Origin of the sequence: Limnohabitans sp. 2KL-17 (assembly GCF_003063415.1) — a bacterium.
Lineage (GTDB): Bacteria > Pseudomonadota > Gammaproteobacteria > Burkholderiales > Burkholderiaceae_C > Limnohabitans_A.
Genome location: NZ_NESK01000041.1, coordinates 1 through 17,513 on the forward strand (window position 1 = coordinate 1; position 17,513 = coordinate 17,513).

Annotated in this window: 16 protein-coding genes; 9 read left to right on the forward strand and 7 right to left on the reverse strand. The window is 58.2% G+C overall.

The annotated features are described in order from the left end of the window. Window positions 1-209: 209 nt before the first annotated feature. The 6 genes from B9Z45_RS15665 to B9Z45_RS15690 all read right to left on the reverse strand — a co-directional run bounded on the left by B9Z45_RS15665 (window position 210) and on the right by B9Z45_RS15690 (window position 6,805). A complete protein-coding gene (locus B9Z45_RS15665; protein ID WP_108408147.1) occupies window positions 210-1,838 on the reverse strand; it encodes an ion transporter in 1,629 nt (542 codons plus the stop codon). An 11-nt stretch (window positions 1,839-1,849) separates the two neighbouring features. Beyond that, a complete protein-coding gene (locus tag B9Z45_RS15670; protein ID WP_146180938.1) occupies window positions 1,850-2,404 on the reverse strand; it encodes a hypothetical protein in 555 nt (184 codons plus the stop codon). A 209-nt stretch (window positions 2,405-2,613) separates the two neighbouring features. Then, the gene (locus B9Z45_RS15675; protein ID WP_108408149.1) at window positions 2,614-3,357 is read right to left on the reverse strand and encodes an ABC transporter substrate-binding protein; all 744 of its coding nucleotides are present in this window, start codon (window positions 3,355-3,357) and stop codon (window positions 2,614-2,616) included. A gap of 195 nt (window positions 3,358-3,552) precedes the next feature. After that, complete coding sequence (locus B9Z45_RS15680; protein WP_019425964.1) at window positions 3,553-3,846, reverse strand: RNA-binding protein; 294 nt, start codon at window positions 3,844-3,846, stop codon at window positions 3,553-3,555. 330 nt (window positions 3,847-4,176) lie between these two features. Continuing rightward, on the reverse strand, window positions 4,177-5,100 hold the full coding sequence (locus B9Z45_RS15685) for an MBL fold metallo-hydrolase (protein ID WP_108408150.1): 924 nt from the start codon (window positions 5,098-5,100) through the stop codon (window positions 4,177-4,179). A 19-nt stretch (window positions 5,101-5,119) separates the two neighbouring features. Further along, window positions 5,120-6,805, reverse strand: a complete 1,686-nt coding sequence (locus tag B9Z45_RS15690; protein ID WP_108408151.1) for an AMP-binding protein — start codon at window positions 6,803-6,805, stop codon at window positions 5,120-5,122. A gap of 232 nt (window positions 6,806-7,037) precedes the next feature. On the opposite strand from B9Z45_RS15690, the gene B9Z45_RS15695 reads away from it, so the two are divergent. The 8 genes from B9Z45_RS15695 (at window position 7,038) to B9Z45_RS15730 (ending at window position 15,662) form a co-directional block, all read left to right on the forward strand. Continuing rightward, entirely contained in the window at window positions 7,038-7,706 is a 669-nt protein-coding gene (locus B9Z45_RS15695) for a GNAT family N-acetyltransferase (RefSeq protein WP_108408159.1), read from the forward strand. A gap of 72 nt (window positions 7,707-7,778) precedes the next feature. Then, window positions 7,779-8,672: an HlyC/CorC family transporter gene (locus B9Z45_RS15700; RefSeq protein ID WP_108408152.1), complete on the forward strand. Its 894-nt coding sequence runs from the start codon at window positions 7,779-7,781 to the stop codon at window positions 8,670-8,672. Continuing rightward, window positions 8,669-10,237 (forward strand): apolipoprotein N-acyltransferase, encoded by a 1,569-nt coding sequence (gene lnt / locus B9Z45_RS15705; protein ID WP_108408153.1) that lies wholly within the window; start codon window positions 8,669-8,671, stop codon window positions 10,235-10,237. The genes B9Z45_RS15700 and lnt overlap by 4 nt, the downstream gene beginning before the upstream one ends. Window positions 10,238-10,311: 74 nt before the next feature. Beyond that, window positions 10,312-11,217, forward strand: coding sequence for a glycine--tRNA ligase subunit alpha (gene glyQ / locus B9Z45_RS15710; protein WP_108408154.1), 906 nt, complete (start codon window positions 10,312-10,314; stop codon window positions 11,215-11,217). Between the two features lie 11 nt (window positions 11,218-11,228). Then, window positions 11,229-13,361 (forward strand): glycine--tRNA ligase subunit beta, encoded by a 2,133-nt coding sequence (glyS, locus tag B9Z45_RS15715; protein WP_108408160.1) that lies wholly within the window; start codon window positions 11,229-11,231, stop codon window positions 13,359-13,361. A gap of 13 nt (window positions 13,362-13,374) precedes the next feature. Continuing rightward, entirely contained in the window at window positions 13,375-13,950 is a 576-nt protein-coding gene (gene gmhB, locus B9Z45_RS15720; RefSeq protein WP_108408155.1) for a D-glycero-beta-D-manno-heptose 1,7-bisphosphate 7-phosphatase, read from the forward strand. Window positions 13,951-13,989: 39 nt separating this feature from the next. Further along, on the forward strand, window positions 13,990-14,739 hold the full coding sequence (locus B9Z45_RS15725; RefSeq protein WP_108408156.1) for a 1-acyl-sn-glycerol-3-phosphate acyltransferase: 750 nt from the start codon (window positions 13,990-13,992) through the stop codon (window positions 14,737-14,739). Window positions 14,740-14,756: 17 nt separating this feature from the next. Next, window positions 14,757-15,662, forward strand: a complete 906-nt coding sequence (locus tag B9Z45_RS15730) for a M48 family metallopeptidase (RefSeq protein ID WP_108408157.1) — start codon at window positions 14,757-14,759, stop codon at window positions 15,660-15,662. On the opposite strand, the gene B9Z45_RS15735 is transcribed toward B9Z45_RS15730, so the two are convergent. Next, the gene (locus B9Z45_RS15735; RefSeq protein WP_108408158.1) at window positions 15,653-16,789 is read right to left on the reverse strand and encodes an MBL fold metallo-hydrolase; all 1,137 of its coding nucleotides are present in this window, start codon (window positions 16,787-16,789) and stop codon (window positions 15,653-15,655) included. The two genes, B9Z45_RS15730 and B9Z45_RS15735, sit on opposite strands and share 10 nt — an antisense overlap. A 129-nt stretch (window positions 16,790-16,918) precedes the next feature. On the opposite strand from B9Z45_RS15735, the gene B9Z45_RS15740 reads away from it, so the two are divergent. Next, window positions 16,919-17,323 (forward strand): MerR family DNA-binding transcriptional regulator, encoded by a 405-nt coding sequence (locus B9Z45_RS15740; RefSeq protein ID WP_108408161.1) that lies wholly within the window; start codon window positions 16,919-16,921, stop codon window positions 17,321-17,323. The last annotated feature ends 190 nt before the right edge of the window (window positions 17,324-17,513 follow it).

Genomic DNA, 17,513 nt, shown 5'->3' on the forward strand with positions numbered 1-17,513 from the left:
TCCAGCCCCACCTTGGCCTTGAACTCCGGCGGATGAACTCTGCGTTTTTTTGATTCAGTCATTGGTAACCCGTTTTTTTGGATAGTGTCCCACTTAAACACCTGTCCCAAATTCGGGGTCCACTTCAACCCTGGTCAATTTTGAGTCGGCACTACTAGGTTTAGATGGTCAGTTTTCGGTCGGCGGCAACAATTTCTGACCGCATCCCATCAAGGCTTGATGGGCTCATCCCCTTGAATCTGTTGCCACAACGCCCATTCGTCAGGCGTCAGCCGATTCTTTTGTTTGGCCACTGATTCAAATCGGGCAGCATCGGTCATGACGCCCAGTTGCCGAATCTGGGAGATCAGCACTTTGTAATGCTCAATGGCGTGTTCTGAGGTGGCCGCTATCTTGTGCAGGGGCAGCACGGAAACATCTTCCTTGAGCTCTCTTTCCCGTTTCGCTTTGACGATCAATCGGTTGACTTCATCATCGCTCAAATGAAGGCGCCTGGCTTCGGCCATGACTTTGTCAGTCTCTGCCCCGTCCAGCACGCCGTCTGAGAGCATTTCATACAGTTCGTTTTTCAGCGTTTCCCGCTCGATGCGCAGCTGGTCGGTAAAGGCAGAGGACAGCAAGGCCGCAGGAATCGCAAAGATACCAATTCCGAGCAAAGCCAAGATGATGGTCATCACCCGGCCCATGGGTGTGATGGGTGAAATATCACCATATCCGACGGATGCCAGCGTGATCACCGCCCAATAAATGGATTGGGGAATGTTTTCAAACTTGTCAGGTTGGGCTTCGTGCTCAAACAGATAGCCTAGGCTGGCCGTCATGATGACCAGCAGCAGCATGATGAACGCCGACGCCGCCAGCACAGGCCATTCCCGGGAGATGACACGGGTGAGGGTGGTGGTGGCGCCGGTGTAGCGGGTGAGCTTGAGCAGCCGCAGCAATCGGAAAACCCGCAAGAACCGCAAATCCAGCAAATGGTGCAGGAAAAATTCCAGAAAGAACGGCAAGATGGCCAGAAAGTCGATGATCGAACTGGTGGTTTTAGCTTGCTTGATGCGCCCGCCCAGCGCATGTTTCATGCTCGGATTTTCAACGCAGCTGTAGATTCGCAAGCAGTATTCCAGCGTGAAGATGCCCACTGCGATGGCATCCAGAATGATGAACTCCAGATTCAGCAGGTACTGGATGCTGTGCACCGATTCGAAGATCACGGCGATGACGGAAACGATCACCCAAAAAACAATGAAGTTGTCAAAAATATGATGGAGCTCGCCGCCAAAAGAGCTTGGAAACACCAGGGCGTGGACCTTTTGCCTGAATGTTCTGCCCTGGTTGGCTTGCTTGAACTCATGAAATGCGGGAACAAGCACCCTGAACAGCTTCAGGATTCGCAGCAAACGAAGCAGCCTGAGGGCGCGCAGATCCAGCGGGATGAACGCCTGCAAATAAAACGGCAGCACGGCGATCAGGTCGATCAGCGCAAACGGGCTGAGGGAATAGCGTACTCTGGGCCGTTGTGCAGCCTTGAACTCTTCATCTTCTGGCGCCAGGTAAAGGCGCAGCAGGTATTCGAGGGTGAAGATGGTGACCGAAAAAACATCAAAGGCATGAAACCATGCGGTGAATGGTGTGTAGATGGATGGAATGTGTTCGGCCACCAATGCGACCAAATTGACCACGATCAAGAGGCTGATCCAGCGGTCGATCACTTTGTGGAAGTTGCCCTCTTGGCGGGGTGACAACAGCCACAAAAATAACCATTTGCGCAAAGGCAAATCACTCGGGATGATGCTTTGGCTCATGGGCGTGTTGTTGATGGCGGGTTCTTTGGTTTCCATACGCAGTGCCTTTAGAACTCGATCTCACCAATGCGAATCACATTGGCGCCCTTGTCGCAAACCGACAATCTGATTTGAACTTTTTGTCCAATGTCGTCGCTGTCTGCCAAAGCGCTCAACAGGCTGGGAATGGCCGAGCCGGGTGGGGTCGGCGTGTGTTTTTCAAACACCAAAGAACCCGCCAAAGTCCGGTCCTGAGAATCGCATTTGACGCCACGCTGCAAGCGGCCGCCTGAAAAGGGGTTGGTCAGTGCGCCCAGTGGGCCGTCGGGTGCGGTGATGCTTTCGAAACAGCCCCCCCAAGTCTGTGTGGCCGGTGGCAACTGAGCGCCACAAGCGGCCGGCTGGTAATCAGGTGCATGGCGGCTCTTGGCAGATTCGCTCAGCCATTTGAGCCAGGCTTCCCCGTTGCGTTTGGACGTCTCTTCAAGCTTTCCCTGTTGGTAGGTCGTGTAGCCCATCACCGCCACCAAGCAGGCCATGCCGATCATGAAAACGATGAACAATTTGTCTGTACGCTTCAACGGCGGGGAAATGTGCTGGATGCCAATTTGTTTTGTATCCATGGCCATTTGAAAAAGTAACTAAAACAATACATTGAGGCCTCAAGACCGCTAAGCCAATATGTTTTTCTGTTTTGACAATCTATGTTCTTTTTTGTGTATTTGATGTTTTGGTTGTTTCAAGCATGGGGGCTTTTGAAACGACATGAACTGAGTGCGCATGACGACATGACCGAGTGCTGGTGTTGCGCCCGTTTCGTCCAACTAAAAACTCAGAACGCTGGCTGCACTGGGGCCACAGACGCCCCCTGGATACCGTGCACGGTCAATGCCTCAGCGACCTTGCCGGATGCCTTCATGTCCTCCACAAATCGGCTGAGGTTTGCAAGCGCTTGTGGCCCTCTGACTTTGGGTGTGCCCATGGCTTGCTCGATGACCATGAAGCGGCCCGGCAAAACACGCAAATGCCCGTAACGGCGGGCATCGGATTCCAATTGCTGACGCACGCCGGCTGCGACTTCCAGTCCTTGCGCCAAAAACACATCAACCACGGTTGGCGAAGTAGGCGCCCGAACAATGTCGGCCTGCTTTAAGGCGCGTGTGAGGTACAAGTCGTAAGCACTGCCCTTGCCCACAGTAACTTGTATGCCCGCTTCATCCACTTGTTCATTGCGCGTGATGACCGATCCTTCGCGCACCATGTAGCTGCCTTCTATCAAGACATAAGGGGGAGAAAAAGCGATGTCTTTGCCACGCAGCGGATCGATGGCAAAAAAACCGATGTCGACCTGGTTCGAACTGGCAGCTTCCACCGATTGACCCGCAGAGTCAAAAACACTCAAAGTCAGCTCGAGCCCCAGGGACAGGGCAAAGGCGCGGGCCATGTCCACCGAAACACCGGCAGGTTCACCGGTCTCGGTGTGGCGATGAGCCAGAATCGGATTACCCAAATTGATGGCTGCGCGCAAAACGCCGGTGGGCGCCAGTGCATTGATGAGATCAGAGTCAATGGCCATGTTTTTACTTTCAAAATGACGGACAACTCTTTGCTCGCCACGGCAGAGGATAGTTTGTTTGTGTGAAGAATATAAGCGCTTCTTTCACCACCAATAGACCCGTTTAAAAGGCAGCTGCAAACTGCCTGGGACAACACCGATCAGCCATAAAAAAACCCGTCACATGGACGGGTTTTTGGAGCAAGCTGAAAAAGATCAGTTGCGTGTATCGCGGTAACCGCTGCCGTAGCCGGTGCTTGGCTCTTTCGGCTTGGAGATGTTCACCACAATGGAGCGACCGCTGACCGACATGCCATTGAGGCCCGTGATCGCGGCTTGGGCTTCTTCAGCGCTGGACATTTCGACAAATGCGAAGCCTTTGGAGCGACCTGTGTCGCGGTCCATCATGACTTTGGCCGACAGAACGCCGCCAAACTCAGAGAAGTTTTGACGCAAGCTGGCGTCGTCGATGGTGTAAGGCAAGTTGCCCACGTAAATTTTGCTGCTCATGGTTGAGCCTTTCAGAGAGGTGGCATGCAGATTTTGAAACAAACCCTGCACACAGGAAATGGCGGTTTCTTGGAAGATCCCGCCGGGAAAAGTGCATCGCCTGATGGCATTTGCACATTTGTTGGGTTGAGCTTGGAACTTGCAACCCGTCGCGGGTCAAGTCAGTGAGGCATCGTGGGTCATGTCCAGACCCTGGGGGCTCGAGGTCAATTTAGGGCGAGCCGGAATTTTAAAAAACGTCAGCAATCCGCAATAAAACTATTTAAACAAAAGTGGATTGTATTCTTATAAATTTTGCTGCACTCAGCCAAGCGGGGGGAGGCTTGAGTTTCATGCGTCTTGCAAGAAGCCATCACGCACTTCCAGGGCGCCGCTGCGTTCCAGCTCGGACAGCATCATGTCCAGCCAGGTGGGCAAGTCATGACCAAGGCCAAAGCGGTTGTGCAGTTCGTTCAAATAGGGCACCCGCATGGCCCAGTCGCTGAAGTCGGTCTTGGAGATGCGGCCCCATTCCAGCAATTTGAATTTGAGCAGCACCTTGGTGCCATAGCGTGCGTGGCGTTCTGGGGTCCGGGCAAAGGCTTCCAGTTTGCTGCGTGCCAGAGCCAGTGCGGGGGCCACTTCGGTGAAGACGGCGCCATGCCCCGGGATGATGATGGCGGGCTTGAGTTGCTCAATCAGATCGAGTGTTTGCCCGACCTCGTCAAAAGCGTCAATGCCCACCAGTTCAGGAAACACCACCCCGAATCCGTTTTGCCACAGGGCATCGGCTGACATCAGCAGCCGGTGTTCTGGCGCGAACAAAATCACCGAGTGCGGGTCATGGCCTGGGGCGGCATGGACTTCCCAGTCCGTATTGGCCCAGCGGCGGTTAGTTCCGGGTTGGAGCAAGCCGGTGAAGGTGAAAGGGGGGCAATTTTGCCCGGTGGGTTTGTAGCTCAACGCCTCTTCAGACCAAGCTTGTACGTCAGCCGCCAATCCGGGGGGTATCCAGGTTTGCAAAGCCGGGTAGCGGGCTTGCAGGGCCTGGTTGCCGCCGCAGTGGTCGCTGTGCAAGTGGGTGTTGGCCAATTGGTCCAGCTTGCGGCCTTGCAAAGCCTGCTCGACCAAGGCCAGTGTTTGCGCTTGGTGCGTGACATAGCCACTGTCCACCAGCGTGGCGCTGTCCGCATCGCATAGCAGAACATTGTTGGCCGAGAGCCAGCCGCGCTCTAAGACCGTCACGCCCATAGGCAAAGAAATGCTTGAGTTCATGCGAGACAACAAGAGGGCATTATTTGTTGCTGCGCAGTTCCCGGCGCAAAATTTTGCCGACATTGGATTTGGGCAGTTCGTCCCGGAACTCGATGTATTTGGGGCGTTTGTAGCCCGTTAGATTTTCATGACAGAACTGGGCTACCGCCTCTTCGGTCAGCAGCGGGTCGTTGCGCACCACAAAGGCCTTGATGGTTTCGCCTTGCATGGCATCTGGTATGCCCACAATGGCGCACTCCACCACGCCAGGACAGGTCGAGATGACGTTTTCCAACTCGCTTGGAAAGACGTTGAAACCGCTCACGATGATCATGTCTTTCTTGCGATCGACGATGCGTGTGAAGCCTTCGTGGTCCATGATGCCCACATCGCCCGTGCGCATGAAGCCGTCGGGTGTAAAGGTCTTGGCGTTTTCTTCGGGCTGGTTGAAATAGCCGGTCATCACGTTAGGGCCACGAATACAAATTTCGCCCGAGCTGCCGATGGGCAAGCTTTCGCCCGCGTCGTCTTTGATGGCGATGTCGATGCTGGGCAGCGGCAGACCGATGTTGCCACTGAAGTGGGTTTGTGTGACCGGGTTGTTGGTGCCAATGGCGCAGGTCTCGCTCATGCCCCAGCCTTCGATCATGGCGCTGCCGGTGGCGGCTTGCCAGTGGCGCGCGGTGCCTTCAGATGCGGCCATGCCCCCTGCCTGAGTCAGTCGCAACGACGAAAAGTCGATCGTCTTGAACATGGGGTGTTGCATCAAGGCGTTGAACAAGGTGTTGACCCCGGGCAGCATGTGAAAAGCCCGCTGTTTGAGTACGCCGATGAACTTGGCAAAGTCACGTGGGTTGGGCACCAGCGTCAGGTGCGAGCCTTGACGGATGGCCAGCAAACACAGTGTCAAGGCAAAGATGTGATAAAGCGGCAGTGCCGCAATGCTGTTGACTTTGCGCAAATCGCCAATGCTGGCCAAGGCCGGGGTGAACCAGCCTTCGGCTTGCAAAATGGCTGCCACCACGTTGCGATGCGTCAATACCGCGCCTTTGGACAGGCCGGTCGTTCCGCCGGTGTATTGCAAAAACGCCGTGTTATCCAGCGTCTGGTGCGTTGCTTTCAGGCTCAGGTGGCGACCTTGTGCAATGGCTTTTTTGAACGCGGTAACCGTGCGCCCGCCATCCAGCGACAGTTCGAATTCAGGCACCATTTTGGCCAGGTGCCGCACGGCAAATGTCATCCAGCGGCCGTACCAGGGGCCCAGCAAGTCGCCGATCGAAGCCAGCACCACATGTTGAACGGCCGTGTGGTCGAGCACATTTTGCAAGGTGGCTGCAAAGTTTTCCAGAATGACGATGGCCGTGGCGCCGGAGTCCTTGAGTTGGTGTTCCAGTTCGCGGGCGGTGTAAAGCGGGTTCACGTTCACGCAGGTGTAACCGGCGCGCAAGATGGCGGCCATGGTCACTGCAAACTGAGGCAGGTTGGGCAGCATGATGGCCACCCGACTGCCGGGTTCCAAGCCTTTGTCCTGAAGCCAGGCGCCCAGGGCTCTGGACAGTTCGTCGAGTTCCTTGTAGCGCATCCAGCGATCCATGCAGACCGAAAACGGGCTGTTGCTGTGCTCACTGAAAGCCCTCTCCAGCAAGTCGGTCAGGCTGCTGTATTGGTTCGGGTCGATGTCGTGCGGGACGCCGGGTGGGTAGTTTTTCAGCCAAATACGTTCCATCACTTGTTCTCCTGATTGCCCTGATTGTGGCTAACTGTTTGCCAAAGTGTGATCGGGCAAAACCTCGGTCATGTCCGGCAAGGTCTCACAGGCGACAAATAACCGGAACAGACAAGGCCTCGCTATTGGGTGTAGAGTTAGGGAAAACCCTTGGATTTATATGACCTTGAACACCAACCACCGGCCTGGATTTTGGCGCCATTTCTGGCGACGCTGGGTTGTGGGTGGCGTGATGGGCTGGGCTTCGGAGAGGCCCTCCGCACGCGCAAGTGGCGGGTGGATTCCCATTCGGTCTTTGTCGCCGCGCCACAAGCCGCGCATCCTCAAGCATTTGTTGTCCCTGGATGTGCAGGACCGTTATTTGCGTTTTGGGTACCAAGCGACCGATGAGCAGATTGAGCGCTACGTCTTGGGTTTGAACTTTGATCGCGACGAGATTTTTGGGGTGTTCAACCGCCGTCTTGAACTGGTGGCCATGGCGCATTTGGCGTATTCGGTCGATCCACAGTGGGCCACCTGCGCTGAGTTCGGTGTGTCGGTCGCTTCCCATCAGCGCGGCAAGGGCTTGGGAGTCCGCCTTTTCAACCACGCCGTCATGCACGCCCGCAACCAAGGGGTGAGCATGCTGTTCATCCACGCCTTGAGTGAAAACGTCGCCATGCTCAAAATCGCGCGCCACGCGGGTGCCAAAGTCCAGCGCGATGGCAGCGAATCCGAGGCCTATTTGACCTTGCGCGAGGCGACGCTGGACAGTCAGTTGAGCGGGCTCATGCAAGAGCAAATGGCCGAATTGGATTACCAGTTGAAAAACCAAGCGCAGCAATTTCGCGAATGGCTGGCCACCATGCAAGAGATTCGCCAAGGGGTACGTGATGCCCGCCACGCATCACACAAGCCCTGATTTGTCGGCTTGTCATCTGAATCCGCTATCCTTGAGGCTTGCCCATAACAGCATGTCCTGCACTTTCTGACTGTGTCCGATCCCCACCCTGCGCGTTACCTTGAGCGCGAAGACAAGCGCAGTTTTCTGCAAAAGCTTGCCGAATTCATCCATCCCGGCCCCGACTCGACCGACGAGTTGATCGAAACCCTCGCCGAGGCCGAAGACAACCACATCATCAATTCAGAGAGCCGCCTGATGCTCGAGGGCGTGATCCGCATGGCCGACATGACGGCGGGCGATGTGATGGTGGCAGCGCCCCGGATGGACTTGCTGGACATTGAAGACTCGGTTGACCAGTTGCTCAACCACGTGATCGAGACGGCGCACTCGCGTTTTCCGGTCTTTGAGGGTGAAAAAGAAAACATCATTGGCATCTTGCTCGCCAAAGACCTGCTCAAGCTGCAGCGTGCCCCCGAACTGAACATTCGCGCCTTACTGCGTCCGGCTGTGTTTGTGCCTGAGAGCAAAGGCCTGAATGACTTGCTGCGCCAGTTCCGAGACAACCGCAACCACTTGGCCATCGTCATTGATGAATTCGGGCGTACCGCTGGCCTCATCACCATTGAGGATGTGCTGGAACAAATTGTGGGCGAGATCGAGGACGAATTCGACATCGCCGACGACGAGGGCGACATTTTTGGTTTGCCGGACCGAAGTTTCCGGGTCAGTGGCGACACCTCGCTTGAACGTGTCAGCGAAGCCTTTGGCGTCAACTTGCAAGAAGCGCGCGAAGACAGCGAAGGCCCAGACTTTGACACCATCGGCGGCCTGATTGCCCATGAAATGGGCCATGTGCCGCGTCGGGGCGAGCGGCACGATCTGGCGGGGCTTCAGTTTGTGGTCTTGCACACTCGTGCGGGCGCTGTGCGCTGGTTCAAGGTGTCGCCTGTTTCCACGGTCCCCCCCCCCGAGCCCAAGGCATGAATTTTGGCTCGGCGCGCGTGCGCGGTCTGCAAACCGTGTGGCCCGCTTTGGCAGGTGCAGCGCAGGCCGCATCCATGGCCATGCCCGGCAATGGCCAGGCGCAAGGATGGCTGCAGGTTTTGAGTTTGTCCTTGCTGGCCGCTGGCCTGGTGCGAACAGCGCGCGACGACCAACCAGCCCGTTCTTCGGCCAGGCAGGCCGCTTGGTCGGGTGGTGTCTTTGCCACCGCCTGGCTCACAGGCTGCTTTTGGTGGTTGTTTGTGTCCATGCACGATGTAGGTGGTTTGCCTGCCCCCTTGGCTGCTCTGGCAGTGGGTGCTTTGGCGGCGGCTTTGGCGCTGTATTACGCTGCAGCTGCGGCAGCTTGGGTGGTTCTGGCCAGAGGTGTCATGGCGCATCGGCCGGGTCTGGCCAGTGCGCTTTTTGCCGCCTTGTGGACCCTGGCCGAACTCATGCGTGGGCGCTGGCTGACTGGTTTTCCTTGGGGTGCTGGCGGTTATGCGCATGTGGATGGCGTGTTGTCTGTCTGGGCGCCCTGGATCGGGGTGTACGGTATCGGCGCCCTGGCCGCTTGGCTGGCCATGCGTCTGGCTCTGACAGGTTGGGTGTTGCGCGCGCTCAAGCCCTTGATCGGTATGGGCTTGGTGTCTTGGGGGCTGCAGGCATGGGGCCCCACTTTCACCACTTCGGCCGGGATGGGGCAGGTCGAGTTACTGCAGGCCAACATTTCCCAAAGCGCCAAATTTGACGCAGCCAGTGGCGTTCGGGATGCGCTCCAGTGGTACGACGCGAAACTGCGCAGCAGCCAGCAAGCCTTGGTGGTGGCACCCGAGACCGCCGTGCCTTTGCTGCCACGTCATTTGCCCGAGGGCTATTGGTCTGGCTTGCAGCAGCATTTCGCTGCAACGGGTCGTCCGATGGCGCTGGTGGGGCTGCCATTGGGCAGCCAGACCGAGGGTTACACCAACTCGGTGGTCGCGCTGGGCCCCACCGGCTCGCTGGATTACCGATACGACAAGTCGCATCTGGTGCCCTTTGGTGAGTTCATGCCGCCCGGATTTGTCTGGTTCGTACAAATGATGAACATTCCATTGGGCGATTTCCGATCCGGGGGATGGGCGCAGCCTTCTGTGCATTGGCAAGGCCAGCGACTGGCCCCGAATGTTTGCTACGAAGACCTGTTTGGCGAAGAGCTCGCCATTCGGTTCAAAGACCCGGCGCAGGCGCCCACTGTGATGGTGAACGTGAGCAACATCGCCTGGTTTGGCGACACGCTGGCCGTTGACCAGCACCTGAGCATCTCGCGCATGCGCGCCATTGAACTGGGGCGACCGATGCTGCGTGCGACCAACACCGGGGCCACAGCCATCATTGACCACCAGGGCAGCGTGACCCATCAGTTGCCGCGCTTTACCCGGGGCAGCCTGACAGGCGCCTATGAAGGTCGCAACGGGATGACGCCGTTTGCACGCTGGGCTTCGGCTTGGGGTTTGTGGCCGCTTTGGGCCTTGTGTTGCACGCTGGTGGCCTGGGCTGTCGTGAGGTCGTGGCGACGCCGACAATGACCGTAAAATCAAGGGCTCGCGCAACGACTGCGCCCATCTAACCCACGCCAGCTCGCTGCTGGCCTGCTCAGGCCATGTTGACTTTTCAGCAAATCATTTTGAAACTGCAGCAATACTGGGATGCCCAGGGCTGTGCCTTGCTCCAGCCCTACGACATGGAAGTCGGTGCGGGCACCAGCCACACGGCCACTTTTTTGCGTGCCATCGGCCCCGAGCCTTGGAAGGCCGCCTACGTGCAGCCCAGTCGCCGCCCCAAAGACGGCCGCTACGGCAAAAACCCCAACCGTTTGCAGCACTATTACCAATTTCAGGTCGTGCTGAAGCCGGCACCCAGCAACATTCTGGAGCTGTACCTCGGCTCGCTTGAGGCGCTGGGTTTTGACCTGAAGCAAAACGACATCCGTTTTGTGGAAGACGACTGGGAAAACCCGACGCTGGGTGCCTGGGGCCTGGGCTGGGAAGTCTGGCTGAACGGCATGGAAGTCACGCAGTTCACCTATTTCCAGCAAGTCGGCGGCATCGACTGCAAGCCCATCACCGGCGAGATCACCTACGGCCTCGAGCGCCTGGCCATGTATTTGCAGGGCGTGGACAACGTCTACAACCTGAAGTGGACCGACACCATGAGTTATGGGGACGTCTACCTGCAAAACGAGCAGGAACAGTCCGCCTACAACTTTGAGCACTCGGATGCTGACTTTTTATTCGTCGCGTTCAGCGCGCATGAGCAGCAGGCGCAAAACCTGATCGCCAAGCAACTGGCACTGCCTGCTTACGAGCAGGTTCTCAAGGCGGCCCACACCTTCAACCTGTTGGATGCCCGAGGCGCGATCAGCGTCACCGAACGTGCCGCCTACATCGGCCGCATCCGAAATCTGGCCCGCAGCGTGGCCCAGAGTTATTACGAAAGCCGCGAACGTCTGGACTTCCCGATGGCTCCGCGCGAATGGGTTGCTCAAATGCCCAAGAAAGCCGCGTGAGGAAGTACGACATGACGATACAAAATTTGCTGGTTGAACTGTTTGTGGAAGAGTTGCCGCCCAAGGCGCTCAAGAAGCTGGGTGAATCCTTTGCGGCCACCCTGGTGGAACAACTGCGCGCCCAAGGACTGGCTGCCGCAGATTCGCAAGTGACGGCTTTTGCCTCGCCCCGCCGTCTGGCGGCGCATGTGACGGCGGTGTCTGCGCAAGCCGCCAACAAGGCGGTTCAGCAAAAGCTGATGCCCGTGGCGGTGGGTCTGGACGCGAGTGGCAACGCCAGCCCCGCATTGCTCAAAAAATTGCAGGCACTGGGCGCTGACGTGACTGACCCGGTTGCCGCCGTGGCCGCACTCAAGCGCGCCCCTGACGGCAAGGGTGAAGCCTTGTTTTATGACAGCGTCGTGACGGGTTCAACGCTGGTGGTTGGATTGCAAAAAGCGCTGGAGGAAGCGCTGGCCAAGTTGCCGATCCCCAAAGTCATGCAATACCAGCTGGAGACCGATTGCGAACTGCCCGGCTGGAGCAGTGTCAACTTTGTGCGCCCTGCGCACAGCCTGATTGCCTTGCATGGGGCTGCGGTGGTGCCCGTCAAGGCGCTGGGCCTGACAGCCGGCAACAGCACGCAAGGCCACCGCTTTGAAGCCAAGGTCTCGCCCCTGGTGTTGGCGCATGCCGACCAGTACGCCGAGGTGCTGCAAAAAGACGGCGCGGTGATTGCCAGCTTTGTCGAACGACGCGCCGACATCGTGCGCCAGTTGCAGGCGGCCGCCGCCCAAGTCGGCGGTGGTGTTCGCCCGATCGAAGACGATGCCCTGCTGGATGAAGTGACCGCTCTGGTTGAGCGCCCGAATGTACTGACCTGCCAGTTTGAGACCGAGTTTCTGGATGTGCCGCAAGAGTGCCTGATCCTCACGATGAAGGCCAACCAGAAATACTTTCCGCTGCTCGATGCTGCAGGCAAACTGACCCACCAGTTTTTGGTGGTCAGCAACATCACGCCCGATGATGCATCGTCCGTGATCGGTGGCAACGAGCGCGTGGTACGCCCGCGCCTGGCCGACGCCAAATTCTTCTTCGACCAGGACCGTAAAAAGACGCTCGAATCGCGCGTCGAAGGCCTGTCCAAGGTCGTGTATCACAACAAACTGGGCACGCAAGGTGAGCGCATGGCGCGCGTATGCGCAATTGCCAAGGCCATTGGCCAGCAACTGGGGGGTGATGCGCTGGCGCAGCAGGCCGAGTTGGCCGCGCGTTTGGCCAAGACCGATTTGCTGACTGACATGGTCGGCGAGTTCCCCGAGCTGCAAGGCATCATGGGCACGTATTACGCCAAGAACGATGGCTTGAGTGATGCCGTGGCCAACGCCATTGGCGACCACTACCGTCCACGTTTTGCAGGCGACGAGTTGCCCAGCAACGACATTGGCGTGGTCGTGGCCTTGGCGGATAAATTAGAAACCCTGGTCGGCATGTTCGGCATTGGCAATGTGCCCACAGGCGACAAAGATCCGTTCGCTCTGCGTCGCCATGCCTTGGGTGTGATCCGCATGCTGATCGAGAAAGACATGGCGCTGGGTCTGCCTGAATTGCTGGCGCTGGCTGCGCCCGTGTTTGGCAACAAGATCACCGATCCTTCGGTGCTCTTGATTGATTTCATCTACGACCGCCTGTCCGGCAGCCTGCGCGAGCAAGCTTACAGCCCGCAAGAGGTGGATGCCGTGATGGCATTGCGCCCGGCCCGTCTGGGTCAGGTCGGCGAGTTCCTGTCGGCGGTTCGTGCTTTTGCGGCCTTGCCAGAAAGCCCTGCACTGGCTGCGGCCAACAAACGCATTGGCAACATCCTGAAGAAAGCCGGTGAAGTGGATGCCCACGTGAATGTCGCGCTGCTGCAGGAAGATGCCGAAAAAAGCCTGCACGCCATGATGCAAAGGTTGTTGCCCGAGTCCGAGGCGCAGTTCAAGGCCGGTGATTACACCGCCAGCCTGCAGACTTTGGCGGCGCTGCGCGGCCCGGTCGACGCTTTCTTTGACGACGTGATGGTCAACGCCGAAGCCATGGACCTTCGCCTGAACCGTCAGGGCCTGCTCAAATCCTTGCATGTGGCCATGAACCGTGTGGCCGATTTGTCGCGGCTGGCGGCCTGATCGCGCAACAGCCATGCAAATCAAACTCGTGATTCTGGACCGCGACGGCACGATCAACCGAGCCAGCGACGAGTTCGTCAAATCACCCGAAGAATGGCACCCTTTGCCCGGAGCGCTCGAGGGCATCAGTCGCCTGAACCACGCCGGGTTTCACGTGGTGCTGGCCACCAACCAGTCGGGTTTGGGGCGCGGCCTGTTTGACATGGCCGCGCTCAACGCGGTGCATGCCCATATGCTCAAGTCCTTGGCCGCTGCAGGTGGCCGGATCGATGCGATCTTTTACTGCCCCCATGCACCTGGTGAAGGCTGTGCCTGCCGCAAGCCTGCACCGGGCTTGTTGCAACAAATTCAAGAGCGGTACGGCATCGACCTGAAGGGGGTGCCCTATGTCGGTGACAGCCTGCGCGACATGCAGGCGGCCCATTCGGCAGGTTGCGCACCGCACATGGTGTTGACCGGGCGACATCCTGATCTGCAGGCCCCGTCCTTTCCCATTGGCTTTCCCCCCGACACACAAGTTCATGCCGATCTGGGTGCTTTTGTCGACCACCTGCTTGGCGACGCGACCGACCGCGACAAGACCAGCTGATATTCACACCTGACATTCCCACCCGAGTCCTCACACTGCATGAATTTCATCCGCTCTCTTGCCCATGTTTTGTGGATGGCCATCACCGTCGTGCCGTGGGCTTTGTTTGTGGTGGGCGTGTCGTACTTCATCAGCAGTACCCGCTTGTACTGGATTTGCGCCGGTTGGCTGCGCTTGGCCGTGAACAGCGGCACCTGGATTCTGGGCATCGAAAACCGCATTCAGGGCATGGAAAACCTGCCGCAGGGCCGCAAAGACCCGGCCGTCTTGCTGGTCAAGCACCAGTCGACTTGGGAGACTTTCGTCATGCCCGCGATCATGCCGCACCCGCTGGCTTATGTGTTCAAGAAAGAGCTGCTCAGTGTGCCGTTTTTCGGTTGGGCCATGGGTCGCATGGACATGATCCACATCGACCGCAAAGAGCGGTCGCGGGCCTTTGCCAAAGTGGTCCAACAGGGCCGTCGCCTGATGCAGGAGGGCGTCTGGGTGATCATGTTTCCCGAGGGCACCCGCATTCCGCGTGGTCAAAAGGGCGAGTACAAAAGCGGTGGTGCGCGGCTGGCGATTGCTGCGGGTGTGCCGGTGATTCCGATTGCCGTGACTTCGGCGCGTTGCTGGCCGACCCGGGCGTTTGTCAAAAAGCCGGGCGTGGTTGACATCTCGATTGGCAAAGCCATTCCGAGTGAAGGGCGAAGTGCTGACGAACTGATGCTGGAGGTCGAGGCCTGGATCGAGTCTGAAATGCATCGCCTGGACCCAGAGGCTTACCCTGCCGCCATCGGGCACTGAGACGAAACGGGCAAACCATGCGCGCGCCTTTGCAGTTTGTGCTGGACTTTTTCACAGGGGGCGATCCGGCGTTGCCCGTGACCACACAGCCGACCAAGCCGGCATTTCCGGCGTCTTCTCAGGCACATCCTGCCCCTGAACTGCTCAGTTCTGTGGCGCTGCCCCATGTCAACGGTCTGGGGTTCACCCACCCTGCGGCCAACCGGCATGCGCAGTTGCAGGGCGTCATGGTGTCTTTTCGTTTTGAGCGCTCACGCCGCAAAAGCATCGGCTTCATGGTCGGGGCCGATGGCCTGGTGGTGCGTGCACCGAGTTGGGTGACTTTGCGCGAAGTGGACGCCTCAGTGCAGGAAAAAGGCGCCTGGATCGTGGCCAAGTTACAGCAGTTCAAAGAGCAGCAGACCGAACAATTTCAACAAGCCATCGAGTGGCGTCATGGCGCTGAGGTGCCCTATCTGGGACGCATGGTGCAACTGTGCGTACTGGAGCGTGGCGTTGGCCGCGTGCTCGGCCAGGACATTCCTGCTGAGCAAGTGTTGCCTGTGACGGTGCCACCCGGCGCCACCGTGACCCAGGTGCGCGACGCGGCGCAGGTGTGGCTCAAGAAGCAGGCTAAGGGTTTGTTTGAGCAGCGCCTGAACCACTTTGCACCCTTGCTGGGTGTACGCTGGCAAAAACTCAGCCTGTCGAGCGCCAGCACGCGTTGGGGGAGCGCCCGCGCCGATGGCCACATCCGCCTGAATTGGCGACTCATCCATTTGCCCATCAGCCAGATTGATTACGTGGTGGTGCACGAGTTGGCCCATTTGCGCGAGATGAACCACGGCCCTCGCTTTTGGGAAACAGTGGGCGAGGTCATGCCCGATTACGCTCAGCGGCGCAAAGCCTTGCGTCAGGCCCCGTCAGGTCTCAATCAAGACTGAGCGGTTCTGAAGCGAATGGTGCCATCGACATCGCGCTGGCGCAGCATCTGGCCGGACAGCCAAAGCAGGTTCAAGTGGGCCACTGCTTCGCCCAAGGCAAAGGTGGTCTGGTGCATGTCGAGTGGGCGCTTGAACAGCAAGGGCAGCAATTCGTGAGCGCACTTCGCTTGATCGCGGCAGGCTTGCAGCAGTTCGGCCAAGCGGTCTGCATGGTGCACACAAAGCTGTTCAATGCGCGATGCTGCGCCCCGAAACGGGCGACCGTGCGAGGGCAGGATCAGGGTTGGGTCCGGCAGGTGTGCCATTTTTTTCAGCGAGTCCAGAAACAGCTGAAGCGGGTTGCTGTCCGGCTCCATGGCGTACACGCTGACGTTGGTGGAAATGGCTGGCAGCAGCATGTCACCGCTGATCAATAACTGGTTTTTGGCGTCATGCAGTGCCATGTGTTCTGGTGAGTGGCCGTAACCACTGATGCATTGCCAAATCCGGTCGCCGATCTGCACAGGCGCTCCCGCCATCAGGCGAACGTAGGCGCCAGGAATATGAGGCACCATGCTCGGGTAGTAGCCAACACGGGCTTTGACCTGGGCCAGTTCCTCGGGCTGGCGCCAGCCGTGCGACGCAAAAAAGGCCATGGTGGGCGCACCGCCAAAGTTGGACACGCCGCTGCTGGCCAATAAGGCCGATTGGTATTCGCTGGTACTCATCCACAAAGGGGCCTGCCAGCGCTCACACAGCCAATGGGCCAGACCCATGTGGTCCGGGTGCATGTGGGTGACCAGCACACGCAAGACGGGCAAGCCCTGCAGCATTTGCTGCTCCACCTTCAACCAGGCCTCTCGGGTCGCGGGGTTGTCGATGCCGCAGTCCACCACCGTCCAGCCTTCTTGCATCTCACCCCCTTGGGTGGGGTGCGGCAGGCGGTCACGCAGCAGCCACAGGTTGATGTGGTTCAGGGCAAAGGGCAGGGCCATGCGCAACCAGAAAATGCCAGGCGCGACCTCGATGGCGGAGCCCGTGTCGGGCAGTTGGTCTGCCAAGGGGAAGTTCAGCGGATGACTCGGGGAGTGGGGCGGGACGCGGGCGTCTGGCTGTTGCATCACGGGGGCTGTGGGCAATGTGGACATGCGTCAGGTGGTTTGGGTTAGCATTCGGGTCATTGACGTTAACGTCAACGTCAAATATGAATTTGTATTTTATGGGGCGGCTTGTCACAGGGCTGTCCCCGCTGCGCAAGCACGGTGAGGAACCACGCCATGGCGAACACATACACAATCAGCGATCTGGCTCAGGAATTTGACCTGACCACGCGCGCCATCCGTTTTTACGAAGACATGGGCTTGCTCGAGCCCGAGCGATCCGGCCCTGGTGGGCGCAACCGGGTGTATTCATCGCGTGACCGCACCCGCCTCAAGCTGACTCTGCGGGCCAAACGCCTGGGTTTGTCCCTCACCGAGGCCAAAGACCTGATCGACATGTATGACAGTCCCCGCGACACGGTGCCCCAGCTCAAGAAGTTTCTGGTGGTACTGGCCGAACACCGTCAGCAACTGGAGTCGCAGCTGGCCGACCTGGAGGCCACACTGGACGAGGTCAAAACCCACGAAAAAGAAACCCGAACGCTGTTGACCAAGGCGAACAAGGCCGCACAGCTTGCCTGAACACAAGGCAAGGATGGATGCGGTTTTTAATTGATGTTGACTTAGTCGTCCTTGAAAAATTCATTTTCAGGCCAAGGCCGAGTTTATGGAACCGGATTTGAGTTGGGGTGATATAAAAATCTGCCGCAATTGCAGTGCAATTTGCCCCAATGCGGCCACCTGCAGCAGACGTAAAAAAAGGCCGATGCCT

What these genes read in the sequence shown, in the direction of transcription:
- lnt (WP_108408153.1), top strand. Translation starts at nt 8,669, where the DNA reads ATGAATTTTGGCTCGGCGCGCGTGCGCGGTCTGCAAACCGTGTGGCCC.
- B9Z45_RS15665 (WP_108408147.1), bottom strand. Translation starts at nt 1,838, where the DNA reads ATGGAAACCAAAGAACCCGCCATCAACAACACGCCCATGAGCCAAAGC.
- glyS (WP_108408160.1), top strand. Translation starts at nt 11,229, where the DNA reads ATGACGATACAAAATTTGCTGGTTGAACTGTTTGTGGAAGAGTTGCCG.
- gmhB (WP_108408155.1), top strand. Translation starts at nt 13,375, where the DNA reads ATGCAAATCAAACTCGTGATTCTGGACCGCGACGGCACGATCAACCGA.
- B9Z45_RS15680 (WP_019425964.1), bottom strand. Translation starts at nt 3,846, where the DNA reads ATGAGCAGCAAAATTTACGTGGGCAACTTGCCTTACACCATCGACGAC.
- B9Z45_RS15730 (WP_108408157.1), top strand. Translation starts at nt 14,757, where the DNA reads ATGCGCGCGCCTTTGCAGTTTGTGCTGGACTTTTTCACAGGGGGCGAT.
- B9Z45_RS15735 (WP_108408158.1), bottom strand. Translation starts at nt 16,789, where the DNA reads ATGTCCACATTGCCCACAGCCCCCGTGATGCAACAGCCAGACGCCCGC.
- B9Z45_RS15685 (WP_108408150.1), bottom strand. Translation starts at nt 5,100, where the DNA reads ATGAACTCAAGCATTTCTTTGCCTATGGGCGTGACGGTCTTAGAGCGC.
- B9Z45_RS15690 (WP_108408151.1), bottom strand. Translation starts at nt 6,805, where the DNA reads ATGGAACGTATTTGGCTGAAAAACTACCCACCCGGCGTCCCGCACGAC.
- B9Z45_RS15725 (WP_108408156.1), top strand. Translation starts at nt 13,990, where the DNA reads ATGAATTTCATCCGCTCTCTTGCCCATGTTTTGTGGATGGCCATCACC.
- glyQ (WP_108408154.1), top strand. Translation starts at nt 10,312, where the DNA reads ATGTTGACTTTTCAGCAAATCATTTTGAAACTGCAGCAATACTGGGAT.
- B9Z45_RS15740 (WP_108408161.1), top strand. Translation starts at nt 16,919, where the DNA reads ATGGCGAACACATACACAATCAGCGATCTGGCTCAGGAATTTGACCTG.
- B9Z45_RS15695 (WP_108408159.1), top strand. Translation starts at nt 7,038, where the DNA reads ATGGGCTGGGCTTCGGAGAGGCCCTCCGCACGCGCAAGTGGCGGGTGG.
- B9Z45_RS15675 (WP_108408149.1), bottom strand. Translation starts at nt 3,357, where the DNA reads ATGGCCATTGACTCTGATCTCATCAATGCACTGGCGCCCACCGGCGTT.
- B9Z45_RS15670 (WP_146180938.1), bottom strand. Translation starts at nt 2,404, where the DNA reads ATGGATACAAAACAAATTGGCATCCAGCACATTTCCCCGCCGTTGAAG.